This is a genomic window from Thermoflavifilum thermophilum (genome assembly GCF_900116565.1).
Classification (GTDB): Bacteria; Bacteroidota; Bacteroidia; order Chitinophagales; family Chitinophagaceae; genus Thermoflavifilum; species Thermoflavifilum thermophilum.
Genome location: NZ_FPCJ01000001.1, coordinates 2374997 through 2391043 on the forward strand (window position 1 = coordinate 2374997; position 16047 = coordinate 2391043).

General features: G+C 41.8%; 8 protein-coding genes. All 8 read right to left on the reverse strand.

What is annotated here, in order from left to right; genetic code table 11:
- Window positions 1-148 precede the first annotated feature (148 nt).
- From BM367_RS10125 to BM367_RS10160, 8 genes are read right to left on the reverse strand one after another with little or no spacing between them, the layout of a single operon-like run.
- Window positions 149-2971 (reverse strand): glycosyl hydrolase, encoded by a 2823-nt coding sequence (locus BM367_RS10125; RefSeq protein WP_177224192.1) that lies wholly within the window; start codon window positions 2969-2971, stop codon window positions 149-151.
- A 17-nt stretch (window positions 2972-2988) separates the two neighbouring features.
- The gene (locus BM367_RS10130; RefSeq protein WP_092460214.1) at window positions 2989-4233 is read right to left on the reverse strand and encodes an oligogalacturonate lyase family protein; all 1245 of its coding nucleotides are present in this window, start codon (window positions 4231-4233) and stop codon (window positions 2989-2991) included.
- Window positions 4234-4278: 45 nt separating this feature from the next.
- The gene (locus tag BM367_RS10135) at window positions 4279-5850 is read right to left on the reverse strand and encodes a rhamnogalacturonidase (RefSeq protein WP_092460215.1); all 1572 of its coding nucleotides are present in this window, start codon (window positions 5848-5850) and stop codon (window positions 4279-4281) included.
- Between the two features lie 12 nt (window positions 5851-5862).
- Complete coding sequence (locus BM367_RS10140; protein WP_092461017.1) at window positions 5863-6606, reverse strand: polysaccharide deacetylase family protein; 744 nt, start codon at window positions 6604-6606, stop codon at window positions 5863-5865.
- An 11-nt stretch (window positions 6607-6617) separates the two neighbouring features.
- Window positions 6618-7502 carry a PorP/SprF family type IX secretion system membrane protein gene (locus BM367_RS10145; protein WP_092460217.1) on the reverse strand — a complete coding sequence of 295 codons (885 nt, stop codon included), beginning with the start codon at window positions 7500-7502 and terminating at the stop codon, window positions 6618-6620.
- Window positions 7499-10465, reverse strand: a complete 2967-nt coding sequence (locus BM367_RS10150) for a DUF4982 domain-containing protein (protein WP_092460218.1) — start codon at window positions 10463-10465, stop codon at window positions 7499-7501. The genes BM367_RS10145 and BM367_RS10150 overlap by 4 nt, the downstream gene beginning before the upstream one ends.
- Before the next feature lie 2 nt (window positions 10466-10467).
- Window positions 10468-14295, reverse strand: a complete 3828-nt coding sequence (locus BM367_RS10155; protein WP_177224193.1) for a polysaccharide lyase family protein — start codon at window positions 14293-14295, stop codon at window positions 10468-10470.
- 11 nt (window positions 14296-14306) lie between these two features.
- Window positions 14307-15959 carry a RagB/SusD family nutrient uptake outer membrane protein gene (locus BM367_RS10160; protein ID WP_245759963.1) on the reverse strand — a complete coding sequence of 551 codons (1653 nt, stop codon included), beginning with the start codon at window positions 15957-15959 and terminating at the stop codon, window positions 14307-14309.
- Window positions 15960-16047: the final 88 nt, after the last annotated feature.

Genomic DNA, 16047 nt, shown 5'->3' on the forward strand with positions numbered 1-16047 from the left:
TGTCCCGGTTTGTTTTTATAACCAACCTTTTATTTTATGTTTGATGGGTGATGTGGTTAAGTTCAATTTTGACAAAGAAGTACAAGAAAAATAGCATCATGAAAACAGACATGAAGCATCACAAATGGATATGAAAAAGGTAAACAAACTAAAAATCATTTTTATTTTTATACCCTTCCAGCCATACAGGTCCTATCAATCCGGATGGTACCGTGCCCCAATTTGAGGCATCAAACGGCTGGTACTGCATGTTCACCACATTAATATCTTTAAAAATTTTCCAGGGGATTTTATTTCGGTCATAAGCTGCAATCCGGTTTGCTGCCAGATTGGTGACCTGAATCTGCAGTACATTTTTTCCTGTTTGAATATAAGGAGTTACATCGCAAGTAAACGGAACAGCCCATGCAGTAGCCACATCATGGCCATTGAATATAACCTTTGCACTGAAATCTACCTGTCCCAGCTTTAATATCCATTGATCAGCTTTGCTTTTCTGCTCTTTTGTTATCTGAAAGCTAATCTGATATTGGGCTGTACCTGCAAACGTGCGTGCCGAATCATTCAAATCAGTCCATGAACCTAATTTTTTTAAACGATAAATTCCTTTGATATCAGGATCTCCTTCTATAAATTGTAGAGTCCACGAAGTGTCCAATGATAGGCGCAAAAGATTTGAATTCGATTGCCACGAGGGAATGTAAGTCCATCTGGGTATATGCACAGGAGTCTGGTTAGTGGTTTTCAATATGTATGAATATCCCGAAGGAATTTGTAAGTAAACAGTGGTTGTATTCATTCCTTCTGCATTTGGAGCTTGTTTCAGTTTTGCTATTCCCGTTCGATTGGCATAAGCATCATATATCACAACATAAGGTGCATGAATATTTAACGTTATCCATCCATTGAAATTTTTTGAACTCAGGTTGCTGATGAAATATATATAACCATCGTTTGTTTTTCTTCTGATAAAAGATAATCCGTTGCGTACCATGCTTTCAGCCTTCACACCGGCCATTGATAATAACGCAACAACATCTGGACCCATGTAGGCAAATCCTTTGTTGATTTTTTTTACTTCGGTTTGGTGAAAAATCCATGCCTGGTTAATCTGATTTTTGAATTGTTCAAGGGTATCTTTTCTCAACTGCCAGGCATTTAATCCCGGTACATTTTCTGGAAAATGATCAAGGAAAATCACTTTTCCACCATTTTTTATCAATGATAAGATGTGGGAAAAGCTGTGCAGAGGAATGAAAGTGCAGGGTGGAATGATCAAAACTTTATAATCACCGCCGGGAGTTTTTATTTTTCCATTTTCTACTGTTGTTTTTTCGATAAAATAATCGGAGATATAATCAAAGCTATATCCTTGATGGATTAACAGATCGGCTAATTGCCCAAATCCGGTGGAATCGAGCCACTGTTGCGTATTCCCAATTGTGAGTTGAAATAGTAAATTCTGATTTTGTTTGGCCCATACATCGCTTGCAGGCCAGTATAGCAGGATATCGTTATCTGGCTTTCCTTGCTGAAGAAACGATTGGGTGCGGGTGATATATTGATTCATAGCTGGCAGATTGTGCCAGATGGGATTGTAGGGTGAAAAGTTTACAGAAGCATAAAACTGCCAGCCAGGCCAGGGCGCATGTTTCGGAGAATAAGGTGTACCATGAAAGAAAACATGGTTAATACCGGATATCCACATCTCATCGAGCACGGGTTTGCATTGAGCCAGGCTCACGCGGAAATGCTCGCCCAGCCAGGTAAATGTTTCAGATGAGGCATAACGTTTACCAGAGATATGGGCAGCTGATGAGGCAAACTTTAATACACGTTCATCGAGCTGACCTGCACGCATGCCAAGCGAATCTTCCGGAATGCCAGGAATATTGAAATGGCAAGAACCGAATGATTCGGTTTCAGGAATATCGGCGCTGGCATATAAATCAATCCAGTTGCCTGGTGAGCCATGCGCCTGATAGCGGGTGGTGCGGCCCATCTGGTGTGCCCAGGCCGTCCAGGGTTCTGCAAAATCATGCAAAAGCAGGTCGGCCAATGTTTGCCTGTAATCCATGATCACGCGCTGCACCGTGTCGGGGTTTCCTATTCCAAGCAAAGCAGGTAAATAATTTCGCAAGTCATAGCCACGCAATCGCTTAAAATCTGTAAAGAAATGGGCAGTCCAGTCGGCTCCAAATACTTCATACGAATCATCAAAAAAGCTGTGTGGAAGCGGAGTATGTGTTCCCTGAAATGCCTGTGTAAAACGTTGCAGATAGGTGTGTAATGCTGTCCGGGAAAAATGATCCATTACCCAGCCCTCGCCGCCTGGGGCTGCCCGTTTTACTTTTTGCAAAGTTTTTCCGTTGAATACGGCAATCAACAACCATTTTCCCGGAGGTGCCTGCCAGTGCAAATAGCCGAATGTATCTACTTTTGAGGTTAAATCCAATTTTTCATGCTGATCTGAAAAAGCCATCAGGGCTTGCAGCTTTGCAATAGACTTTTGCCGTGGATCTTTGGCGAATATTTTTTCGGTAAGACTTTCTCCTCCATGCAGGATATATGTTTGAAAAATCACTTTCGAAGCGGCTTCATCGAGGGGAATTTGCGGACCACCGAAAGGCCATCCCGTGCCGTTATTCATATCCACTTCCATGTGCAACTGATGCGCTTTGCGGATGGTGTATTGTAACATTTGCATCCAGCGATCAGACAAATAGGGGATTTCTTGTTTTTCAAATCCATGGACTCCATAGATCGGTGTGATTTCTACGCCACCAAATCCGGCATCATGCAAGGCTTGCAGCTGATAGGCAATCCCAGCTGTATCTACGGCGTTGCCAAGCCACCACCAGCGCGTCCAGGGACGAGCCTCTACGTGCACCTGCGGCCATGGCGTTTGAGCCAAAGCCTGATGTGCTGCCAGAAACATCAACAAATAAATTCTCAGCCGAAGTTTCATCATAACAAACCCAATATAGTTCATTCATAACGTTTCACACTCACTGCATACACTTCATCTTTTCCTTCAAAATTGGCCCGGAAAATGACCCATTTGCCATCCGGTGAAAAATGTACATTGGGTTCCAGCGCCCGATAACGTTGATATCGCATATCTGCCAAACGCTCTGCCTGCAATTGATTGCCGTTCTTTTTAAACAGATAGATCCACATTCCATTTTTTGCATGTGCTACCTGTGTGGAATCGCCTCCATCGCCGCAAAACATGGTTTGATCAGGCGAGAGATTAAAGTGAATAGACCATTCATCGCGGGTAATGGGATAGCGAATTTCTTTTCCTTTGATGAAATGTCCATTTGCATAGGCAATGGGCACACCTGCGATATAAAATGTGACAGATCGGGGGATTTGCAAATCAAACCATACCGATTTTCCATCGGGCGCCCACCACTCATGGCCATTGATTTCGCGCGGTACCGATCGTTTGTGAAGCAAAATTTTTTCTTTTGTTTTTACATTGATCACCCATGTCCGATCGACCTGATCCCAGGGACCTTCGTGGGCATACAGCAACAAATCCGGATCGGTGGGCGAGAATTGTTCGTGGTTGAGCCAGGTATCTTCGCTATCTATTTTTTGCAGTTGTTTGGTTTGCAAGTTTAGGATAAACAATACATGCGGAATATGCGCTTCATAAATGCGATTAAAAAATCCGCTTTTGGATGGATATCTTCGCAGGATTTCGGCTTCCCGCGGATCGCTCCACACACCAGCCAGCAGCGTTTCGTTGCAATTCACCGATGCAATGTGCCCATGAAAATCATTCGGAAAAACATAAATCAGTTCAGCTTTTCCGTTTTCCAGATTGATTTTGAACACACTGTCTCTGCTTTGTACATAAGCAGTTTTGGATTTGGGTGCAATGATTTCACCACCAAACCGGAAAGGCAAATGCGTGATCTGTCGGTTTTGATAGGTTTGCAGGTTTACAGCAAACAGTTGATTGTCCTGGGGTGTAGTTCCATAATAAATCATTTCCCATCCTTTGCCATCGGGTGTTTGAATGAATGGGTAGTTGTGAAAATAAAAGCTGCGATTATTACCTGGACGACGGCTTAGTTTTATGATCAAATGATGCGTAGATGCATCAATCCAGGCATCAGGCATGGAATGTCCACCGGTTTGCATAACAGGTATCTTATTTTGTGCAACCGATGGCATTAGATAACACAATAAAACACATGCGAACAATAATATTTTTTTCATGATGTATGTTTTAGAAATTAAAGATCATCCGACGAGCAAAATATTTTATCTTGTTTCATCTGTAGTGGCTGAAATAAATTCGTCTTTTGTATTTGTGCAATGGTAAATCTCAATGTTGTTTGTACGAATGAAATGGAAATAGGGTTTGGGATTATCTCCCGGCAGATCGAGAAACCGGAATTGCACTTCTTTCACATCATCCGTCTGGATAGCCGGTCTTGCATCTTTTTCAATGGTATGAATTTGCACGTTATCGATCGCAATATTTTTTGCATGTCGGATATAAAATCCATAACAGGGCAGCGTACCAAACATGGTAGGTTCGGGATAAGCATTTTCTTTTTCGGATGGAGTGATGCTTGTCTGGTCGGCCGTGCCGCCGCCCTGTAAAAAGATTTGCATATCGCTTAAGGTAACATGTTCGATATCATGACCTGGAATGCCGCTGATGGTAGAAGCTGCACGGGATGCACTGCTATACACCACAATATGGCTGATGCTTACTTTGTCAACATGTCCCGGTTGTGTGCCCTGTGGGCCACGCAGGCGAGCTCCCAGTCTGATGAAGATGGGCGTGTTCACGATATCGCGCATGGTGATGTTGCTGATGGTTACATTTTCTAAATCGCCTCCATCCACCGTTTCCAGAGCCAATCCACCGCAGTGATCCAGCACACAATTGCTGATGGTAATGTTTTTAAAACCACCGTTGGATTCTGTGCCGAATTTGATCCGTCCGGTACGTGGCACACGCATGGTATCGGGATATAGTTTATAAGTACCGTCAATTACACTGCCTATCACATAATCACCCGACACGATGCAATTGCTGATGGTCACGTTTTCGGTGGGCTTGGCAAAACCTAAGCCATAGGAGCTTTTCAGACAGATTCCATCATCATAAGGTGAATTTACCACGCAATTGGTGACCCGTACATTCTTACAGGCATCGATATCCATCCCATCGCGATTGGTATCGATCATCAGGTTATCGATGGTAAGGTTATCCACGCCGGTTAACAACAGGCCAAACCAACCGCCTCGATAAATTTTAAAATCACGCAGGACAACGTTGTGGCAATTTTTCAGTGCAATGGCCTTGTTGCCTACCCCTTCTGGCTTTTGGTCGCTGCGATAGTTGCGGGTAAGACCTTTGCCATCAATCATACCCGGCCCTTCGATGGCGATATCTTCGAGGTTTTCTCCCCAGATCAGGCTGTTATGCCAGTGGCTGTGGCCATAGTCCTGATATTGATCATGTGGATTGGGTTCGGCTGTATCATAATCTTGTGGATTTTCGCTGGCCAGGATCACACAGCCATTGTCGAGGTACAGGGTTACATGGCTCTGCAAATGAATGGAACCGGAAAGATAGGTACCAGCGGGGAAAAACACCGTGCCCCCACCAGCATCATGGGCAGCCTGAATGGCTTTGTTAATAGCCGGCGCATCGTTGGTATGCCCATCACCCCTGGCGCCGTAGTCGCGGATGTTGAAGAAAGGTTGGGAGTAGATAACAGATGGTGCATATCTTGTTGCCCAGGCAGGGAAACTAATGCATACGATGCAGCTAAAAATGGCAGCAACCAGATGATGTGTTTTGAAATAGTGAACCATATCTATTCAATTTTAGTTGTTTATCCATTGCTTTAAGTCGCGCATGGCAATTACATGATAATGATGCTCATACAAATATTTCATATACAACGCAAATAATGCAGGAGGTGTGGTTACCCACGGATGAGCCACATCGGGTACACCATGAATGGTGAGTACCACTATTTTTCCATCCTTTGCCTGCCTGATAGCATTCAATACCCTGGCCGTATCATTTCCGGATGTACTGAAGCTGGGAATAACATAAGGATTGTCCACACGAGGATCGAAGGGCTTGCTTCCACCGGCACGCGCAAATATGTATCCTCTTTTTTTCAACCAAGGTATGACTTTATAACTGGTATCATAACCAGGATATGCAAAACTGATAGGCTTAGGAATACCATACGCAGTGCATTTCTTTTCGATATAACTTAATTCTTCAACAAATTTAATGCTATCCATTTTATTCACATGCACATGATGCCAGGTGTGATTGCCAATTTCAAATCCCATATTGTTTAATTCCCGGATCTGGTTCCAGGTCATATATTTTGTGGAGTCATGAAAATCGGGTGGAAATTCACACACAAAAAAAGTAGCGCCAAAATGATATTTTTTCAATATAGGCGCAATGAAATGATAATCTGAGCTTACAGCATCATCGAAAGTCAACACCACTACGTGATCGGGAATAGATCGATGATCGACTTTATCTTCTATTTTTTGTGCACTTAATAAAGTAAATACTATCAGCAATAACCAAGTCAGTTTCATCATCTGATTGATTATGGGTTAAGCATATATTTTATCCCGGCTTCATATTGTTCCTGATAGCCGTATTTATTCTTGCTGGAATAAAAAATATTTATTTCTAAGTTTGAATTCAATATCAATCCCAATCCCCCCATGATGCATCCAGTAGATTTCCAGTATAAGCTGGTATTAAATACATTTTGATAGGTAAATTGCATAGCTGTAATTAAAATATTTTTTGTGGTATGAAACATTTGATAGCCGATCAGGGGTTGAAGGGAAAATTTATTTTCTTGGATGGGGAAGTAATAAGAGAGTTGAACCTGGCTCATTTCCCAGTCGCTTTCCTGCTGTTCTGACTTCTTAAAATAATTGGATAAATTGTATCCGGATAACCCGATTGAGAATGCATTGAACTGCAAATATGCTCCCAGATCCCCATCTAATTGCATACCTTTGTTATTGAATTCTGTAATCACAGGATCGATTTGCGCATTATTCGACAGATCTTTTACGTTTAGATGTGCTTTGTAGAAACTCAGGTTTCCTCCCAGGCGTATTTTTTTATTATCATCCCAGGATATCTGATATGCATAACTTAAAGCTCCCCTATATTGATCAAATAAACCACTTGAAAACGAATTAAGGATAATTCCCGCCCCCATTTTTTCGGTAAATGGCATATCGAACGAGAATTCAACAAATTTTGATGATCCATCAAAACCCAACCAAACATTGTCGAATAACCCATACAGTTGTGCTTGTTTGCTTCCCGCCAATGCTGGATTCCACAGATATTGATTGTGAAAATACTCAGCAATTGTATTGCTATAATTCATTTGCCCCCAAGCAGGTAGTTGATACAGGCATATCATGTAAAAGATAAGCTTTTTTAATTTTTGTATAAATTTATTCATGGTTGATTGTTTTTTGTTTTTTCATAAAATTCGATTTCTATTATTCCCAGGCTGGCATGCTTATTTGTATCATCATTGATACTATCTCCAAGTTTGTTTCCGGAAATCTCAGGAGATATCTGAGCTGAGTCTTGGGAAGGAGGCTGGATAAGTTCTATTTTAACTTTGGATCCGGTGATGGGGTTACATGAAATAGTATAATATCCAAGTGTTGCTTTTGTATTTCCTTCGAATGCCAGTTGGCCATCTATAGTGATTCGCAAATTATAGATTTTTGTCCTGAAATGGTTCAGTTTTATGACGATTTCGTTAATAGTCGCAGGTCTTGCCAACGTATATTCAATCCATGCAGTTGATAGCTTACCATCGTTTGTCCAGGCTGTTGTTTCATCATCATCGTAGCTTGCATGCGTTTGTTCTTGGTTTGCTCCTGCAATGGCATATTGAATGGGAATAGAAATGCGTTTGATAGTATATGATGTTGATAGAGGGGTCGGACCTTTTTCAAGATGACAGGGTAAGCCTTCTGATGGCAGGATACGTGATAGTCCGTTTTCCACAGGAAATGGTTGGGTATATAACACAAGTGTTGCAGGACGCAATCCTTGTGATGTAGCATGAATTGTTATCTGGCCAGGTTGTGTAGTGGAACGGATCAGGAATCTATTTACACCACCTTCTACCGGGAAGTCTTTAGATAAAATGTAATTATCAGGTCCTATGGCGATTCCCCCTCTCCATTCTGCTGGTCCTTCTATGGAGTAGTGTATCATATTCATAGCTGTGGGGCAAAGGTGTCCGTTCGAATCCACAACTTCCACCTGGACGAGAGCCAAATCATGTCCATCTGCAACAAAGGGAGTAGGACGGGGTATAGGAGTCAGGCGTATAGCATAAGGAGCACCGGAGGTTTGAAGTGTATCACTGCAAACGATGTGATGATGCATATCATAACCTAAAGCAATTAATTCCCCGGGTTGAAAAGGTACATTGGAAAAGGTAAATAAAAAATCATAGCTTTTTTCACCATATCCTATTGAATGTCCGTTTATTCTTAATTCCACCTGGTCAACGTTTGATACCACATAAATATTTTTTTTCACACCTATCGTGTAGTTCCAATGGCCAATAATGTGCATGCGGGGATGTTCAGGGTTGACCCATCCATCCCACATCACTTGATTGGCAAAGAAGGCCTGTTTTTTTATTCTCAGGGCATCCACAACTCCACTTGTTCGATAATTTTCTGCTCCTCGATGATGAGTATTGGTATCTGAAAAAACAATTTTTGCTCCGCCGCTACTTACTCTTTTTCCGGTACCGGGTCTTTGTGTCCAGAAATCATCCCATCGTTTTACACTCTCAATGGCAAAACTTTCCATGTTTCGGTTATAAGCTGAAGCATCTTGACCTTTGTATAATGGCCCTTCCCCATCTTTGTGATAAGGAGGCGTATAATCATCCCAGTATTTACGCGATCCTTCATCTCTCATATATTCCATTGCCCATAATGGTTTCTCGGCGCTTTTATTAACATAAAGCATTTCTCCACCATATTCGGCTATTTTGCTGTTTAACATCTCCCGGGCGCCAATAGCTCTTCCTCCATAGGGATCGTATTGATCTCTGATGTTTTTCATTTCCTCCATATGTTGTTCGCTGATGCCATGATTTCCGCATTCATAAAATATGATGCTTGGGTTGTTTCGATTATATATAATAGCGTCGCGCATGAGTTCCTTTCTTTGTTCCCACTGTATGCCATGCGCATCAGCTTCAGCATCACCGGCAGGCATAGCTTCCATGATACCCAGCCTATCGAGTGATTCTATATCTTGTTTCCATGGCGTAACATGCATCCATCGTACAAGATTAGCATTTCCTTCAAGCATGAGTCCATTGCTATAATCACTTAGCCATGCAGGCACGCACGATCCTATTGCAGACCATTCATTAGTCGATCGTTGTGCATATCCGTGAATCATAATAACACGGTCATTCAAATAGACCATTCCGTTTTGGAATGCAGTTTTCCGAAATCCTGTTCTGGTAGTTACTGAATCAATTATTTTTCCATTTTCAATCAAGCAAGTTTTTACATCATACAAATATCCGTATCCCCAACTCCAGAAGTGCAGTCCGTTAACACGCGATGCTGCCCTTACCAATTTTGATTCACCTGGTTGTATGGTGACGGTATCCCCCAAAAAACTTTTGACTATTTTCCCATTTATGTCAATAATAGAAACATGATAAACGAGATGCTTAATCTGATTTGTCTCATTCTTTATTTCTGACTCGGCATGAATCGTGGCAGTTTGTTTTGGGATATCAAAATTATCAGCATAAATATAGACACCAGTTGTATGGAGATTGCTATATAAGGGAAGTGTCTGATATACCTTTGGAACAATGTGCAAATACACATTTTTTACTATTCCTCCATAATTTGCATAAAAGTTTCTGTCTTCCCATTGAAATTTTGTATGCGTAGATTTTTCTTTATAATCCCAGTCATTATCAATTCTTACTGCCAACACATTCATCGTATCTCCAAAATGTACGATATCCGTAATATCGAATCCAAATGCCATTACTCCATTTTCATGTCTGCCTATCCATTTTCCATTCAGGTAAAATTCTCCTGCTTGTCTGATGCCTTCAAATTCCAGAAATACTTTTTCTCCTGCATATTGTACAGGAATTTTAAAGTGTTTCCTATACCATGCAATGCCAGTCGGAAGGTCATGGATATCTTTTCTGAAAGCATCATCTTCATTCCATGCATAGGGAACGGTTACCTGTTTCCAGTCATTGTCATTATAATCTGGTTTCCATGCTGATGAATCATTTCCAACATATACTTTCCAGCCAGGGTTAAAATTAAATTTAACTCGTTGGGATATTCCATCTTTACACATTAAGGTGAACCATATGATGCCGTAAACAATTATTTTTTGCATGCTTAATGGATTACAGTTATGGCACCTTTAATTATTACTTCATTTTTTGACCAGAATACGAAATAATAAGTTCCATTTGGTACCAATTTCCCATTGATTCTTCCATCCCAATCATTTTGGTAGCCGTTTTTTTGGTAAATTAATTTGCCAGTGTAATCAAATATTTGAATACGATTGTTAGGGTAAGCTTCAATATGATCGATCTTAAGTTCGTCGTTTATACCATCTCCATTTGGTGTAATAAGTTTGTTGTATGAAGCTTGTTCCAATATTTTCACCTGGAAAGATTGAGAGGTATCAGCGGGAAGGTATTCATCATTTCCATCTTGATGAGCGGTAATGGTTACTGGACCTACATTCATCAAATGAATTTTTCCATTCACAATAGTTGCTACATAAGGATTATTGCTTGTATACGTAAGTGGTAATCCGGAGCTGCTTTTGGCACCGGGGTCAAAATCGGGTTCACCCAAATATTTTGTAGGGATGGGAGGGAAGTAAATAATTTGTTGTTGCCTGGGTTTGATTACGGTTAATACTCTTGATACATCTGGGGCTGGAAGCCAGGTGCTATCGCCGGCTTGGCTAGCAGTGATAATGGTAGTGCCTTCTCCGGTAAAATGAATTTTACCATTGATAATAATGGCAACACTAGTATCACTGCTGGTGTATGTTACCGGAAGTCCCGATGTAGCAATTGCTCCGGGATCAAGATCCGGATCTCCCAAATGTTGAGGGGGAATGGAATCAAATGTAATGGTTTGGTATTTTTTAGTAGTGGCTTCTGTTCCCCAGGCTTCCAATCGGATGTAGTCGTACATAATGCCGCCCCTTGTTGCGCCTCCGGTAAGCCGCAGGGTAAAATCAATTTCATTATCACCTGCATGCAGCAAATTGGCAGGAAATGTAAACCGATAATCGCCGAAAGCGCCATGAATACCTTCGCGTACCATAGCGTCGGATGGATTAGGGGGGTAGATACCAGTTGGCGGATTGGTGATGTTGGTGCCGTTTACGCTCACGATGGAAGCTGCATCTTCTGCTGAGGCATAAGCTACATACACAGCTGCCATGGTATTTGGAGTGGGATCTTTTGTAAGTGTAAATTTAACTTTCCAAATTGGTGCCTGCGATTGCACGCTCTTATCGTATGGTTGCACATAATTCCAATCGGTATGATAATCGCTTTTCCCGATTGTATAGGTAATATCATCCGGGAATTCTTGCGGATAGTCGAGAAACTTAGCCCAGTTGGTGCTGGGGAAAGTATCGCTGATCCACCAATCTTTGCCATGGCGAAATTCTGCGGCATTGCGGTCGGGAATGCCAATTTCCCAAACCGTGGGTGCTGTTCTTTCCGGCACCCATACTACATTTCCCAGGTCGGTGGTTTGCCCGGGAGTTACGGTTACGAAGTTTGTTTTTGTCATTTGTCCAGCAGCACCGGGGCCAAAAGCGTACATGTTGTAAGTCCCGGGTAATACATGAGGTATCGTGAAGTTGCCGTTGGAATCGGTTTTTACCCAGAACTGATAGTTTTTTGACCAGAGCTGAAAATCTTTTATTCCTGCGGTAGATTGTGGTGGGATGGCGACTCCAATCCACATATTCGCTGGAGAGGCAGCTGTATCAGTAGAATCCTGGATTACGAGTTTGCCTCTGATAGTGCCTCTTCCACTGTCGGGCACATAATCGGGATTGATAAACCAGCTATATGGCCATTGACTTTGTTCTTTTTTGGCTTGAGCGATGGCATCGGCCCATAGAGTACCCGGGATATCAGACGTTCCTGATGGGGTGCTATTGCAATAGATTAAAAAGGGACCGTAGACTTTTTTCCAGTTTTCACCGGCGGCGATATCTCCGTCATTTCCCATTCCGTAATGTTGGCCATTTAGCATGTTCAGCAAAGTGGGGCCCATGTGTGCAGTCAATTCACGTTTCATCGGGCCTCCGTTGTAATATTCTCCGCTTGGCTTTGTTACCCAGATGCCCATACCCTGTGAAGTGCTAACCCAACCCCACACATCTAAATCGCCAATGTCTGCACTGTATTTGTATTTGTCTTCGTAATGATTGGCATAAACACCAGTTTTATACAGGGAAACTTCAGGTGGAGCGCCGGGTACGGATACGGTGCTATCGGATGGGGAGGCCATAAGCCGGTTGCGTAACGAATCGACAACCAGCCAGTTAAACATACTGCCTACATAGCTAGCCATTCGCCATTCGCCACCAGGATTTTCCGGGTAATTAGCTGGGTGTGATAATTCGGCAGCAGCATATACACCATGAGTGTCATTCAGCAAAGCATAATAAATATCTACGTCCATCGCGGCTGTGGAAGGAGATCCATCCCAGCTCATATGGAATTTTACTTCAGCAAAATTTCCGCCATTGGTTTGTGGATTGGAAACAAGGGTATAAGTGCAGTTGCTGGGGTTTTGATAATTGGGCATATTCCAGCTCCAATATATTTGTCCGCCTCTGTATCCTCCCGCCAGCATATTGATGCCGTTATACGTTAGATTGGTAATTGTGGCAGAAGATTTATCTACTGTAAAGGATACAATGCCATTGCTCAAGGTAACGGTATTTCCGTTATCGGTTACTGTAACCGAAGTTGAAGGCTGAACATGCATTTGATAAAAACGAACTCTTGGTGTATAAAGGTTATTTGCATCAGGTTTGAGATAAGCAAAATAAATATCTCCATTGCCTGCAATGTTTATTTCAGGATACTGGGAAGGTTCATCTACACCTACTGCCCGTGAAGAATCTTTGATTTCATTCCAGGTAGTGCTTCCTTTAGGCAATTCCATCACCCGTGCAACCGTTCTGCCAGATCCGGATGAGATGACATCAATAAAACAAGCAAATAAGTTACCGGTTGTATCGTGCGTAATGTTGAGATAACTTGCATCGCGGCTTGAAAGCAGGTTTCCTGCCTGAAACCAGTTTATGTTATTTAAATCAGTTCCGATCACAGTGGCTACATTTCGGTTATTGGCATCCATATAAATCACATATAAGCTATCATGCACAATTGTGATAGCAGTATGTCTTGCCCCATTGGTTTTACGGCCATTGGATAAAGTAGGAGGAACATTTAGATTTGTCCAATTATTATTGATATATCCATATACCGTAATTTGTCCGGTACTGCCGGTCCCGGCCGCATACACCACGTAAGGAATTTGATTTTTTGAAAGAGCTATTCCTACTCCAGAAGCTTTGTCGGAAGAAACAGGGCCAGTTCCGACTAATTGCCAGGCATTGTTTGTAAATCGTTTGACATAAGCATTTCCGCCTGAACTCATTTCGGCATATACAATATAAGGTGTGTTGCTGCTGTCAAATGCCATCCAGTTGTTATGTGAGATCAGCAATTGTGAAACGGTGTTAACCACAGAGCCAGAGGAAACATACAGATTACTGTTATTTCCATTTAGGGGTATCCATTGTTTGGTAGCAGTATCATATGTTTTAACAGCCAGTCGATTCCCATTGTCCATATCCACGTAGCTGATATAGATTCGATTCAGATTATCTTTAAATAAGTGTGGATAAGAAATTCTGCTGGAAGAAATATTTCCTCCGATGGTAATCCATTGACTATTTAGATAAGCTTTTACTTTGCCTGTATCAGATGTGGTGAAAGCCACATAAGGCACAATGCTGTTATTTTTCCGGATGGTGATTATGGAAGTATAATTCGAAGAAGAATTTGACAAGTCATCGTTATCAGCAAGGGTTTGCCAGTTGATTTGAGACCATCCGCATACGGGTATTATCAACAAACAGATCAGGTTAATGCAGTTCTTTATCATTTGGTGAATAATTACTGCCATTTAAAAGGTAAATACCAGTTTTTTGGATCAGCCAGTCTTGCACTTACAGCTGCCGCATCAGCAGCATCACCTGCTGCCTGAAATTTAGCTGCAATATGAGATTGCAGAAAAGCCACTCCACTTCCCGGTTGTTCTTTTTCCCTTCGCAAAGCAATGCGCAACAGATCAGGCCAGCGATTCCCTTCAAAAGCAAGTTCCAATGCATCTTCATCAACAATGTCATTTTCAAGCGTAAGCGTAAGCCCGGTTTCATCGATAATGGGTTTATCGATTTCAGGACTGCTCATGTCATAATATTTTGTAGAATCAATGTAATCAGGTGGCAGAGAGACCCTTCCTCTGATGCCTACATTCCGATGCCAGGCTCCTCTGTAAAACGGGTAATTTCCAAATCGTGCATCAAAATCATAAGGAGGACCAAAGCTTTGCTGGATATTGGTGACATCTCTTGATTGTCCGCCTCCCACACCTGTAGTATCATAAGCAGGATCGTATTCTGTACCAATCCCTACATTTAACATGGCATAGGCTAATTTTTGATGATGATCCCGATTGGCAGCTTCAGCATATCGTAGATGTAGCATGGCAGCTCTGTACAAAATCCATTTGCCATTCGTTGCGAAAGGTTGTAAGGGATTAAAGTAAGCTGTGAATTTATTGACTATGGGTACACCGGCACTCCATTTCCATGACGCATTTAATCCTCTATAATCGCCGGGTGTGTGATCGGTTCGGGTTTGGTTATCCCAATTCTGGATAGATAAGGCTGATGGTTTTAGTAAGTATTGACCGGCAATATTGTCGAACAACCTGATAAATGGATTAGTGGGAGCAAAATTTTGATCAAAGGGCAAGTCCCAGATAATTTCATAATTTGAATATCGTTCACCATAAGGCTGAGAAAAAATATTTACCCAGTTAGCTCCATTAATATTAGCAGTCCAGGCAACCTTGTAGGTTTCATACCATTGTTCGCTATTCATTGCTGGATAGAGTACATCCGCATAATTCATGACGATATGATATTCGGTTGCAGCCTGTGTGTATTCTCCCTTCCATAGATATAAATCGCCAAGCAAACAACGGATGGGGATAAAGAATTTGGAAGTACTGTATCCATTGACAGAGGTATTTAGTGATATATCTGAAGGCATAAGGTCTTTGTAAGGAAGTGACTCAGTGAATTGAATCAAGGAATCGAGCAACTGGTCAAATGATAGCCATGGATAGTTATTGGGATTGTTCACTTCATCAATGTTGGCCATTGGGCTGGTAACATAGGGAACGTTGCCATACAGAATCCCCAATTCAAGATAAAGCCAGGACCGAATACCTCCTACAGTGGAATAGCGGATATCATAATCGGCCTGGCTGATTCTCTTGTTTGCCAGCATCTGGTTGAAGTTGTATAGTACATCGTTGCAATCTACAATCAGTTCATAGAAGGGCCTGGGGTTGATGTAGGGGTTATCTGTAGTTGCCTGATGCAGGTTGATTTGCCTTAAATATGAATCTGAATTTGGGGTAACATCCAACATGTCACCCTGCAGTTCATTCAGAATAACAATTTTATCCGCAAGCGTTAGTAATTTTCCGTAAATAGCTGTTACAGCAGCATCAGCATCGTAAACGTTTTGATACATTTGTTGATGATCCAGATTATCCTTTGGAAGGATATCAAATGTTTTTTTGCATGAAGACAATCCTATTGTGAATAGGACCAGGCACATA

What these genes read in the sequence shown, in the direction of transcription:
- BM367_RS10130 (WP_092460214.1), bottom strand. Translation starts at nt 4,233, where the DNA reads ATGAAAAAAATATTATTGTTCGCATGTGTTTTATTGTGTTATCTAATG.
- BM367_RS10155 (WP_177224193.1), bottom strand. Translation starts at nt 14,295, where the DNA reads ATGATAAAGAACTGCATTAACCTGATCTGTTTGTTGATAATACCCGTA.
- BM367_RS10140 (WP_092461017.1), bottom strand. Translation starts at nt 6,606, where the DNA reads ATGAAACTGACTTGGTTATTGCTGATAGTATTTACTTTATTAAGTGCA.
- BM367_RS10160 (WP_245759963.1), bottom strand. Translation starts at nt 15,959, where the DNA reads ATGTATCAAAACGTTTACGATGCTGATGCTGCTGTAACAGCTATTTAC.
- BM367_RS10145 (WP_092460217.1), bottom strand. Translation starts at nt 7,502, where the DNA reads ATGAATAAATTTATACAAAAATTAAAAAAGCTTATCTTTTACATGATA.
- BM367_RS10135 (WP_092460215.1), bottom strand. Translation starts at nt 5,850, where the DNA reads ATGGTTCACTATTTCAAAACACATCATCTGGTTGCTGCCATTTTTAGC.
- BM367_RS10125 (WP_177224192.1), bottom strand. Translation starts at nt 2,971, where the DNA reads ATGATGAAACTTCGGCTGAGAATTTATTTGTTGATGTTTCTGGCAGCA.
- BM367_RS10150 (WP_092460218.1), bottom strand. Translation starts at nt 10,465, where the DNA reads ATGCAAAAAATAATTGTTTACGGCATCATATGGTTCACCTTAATGTGT.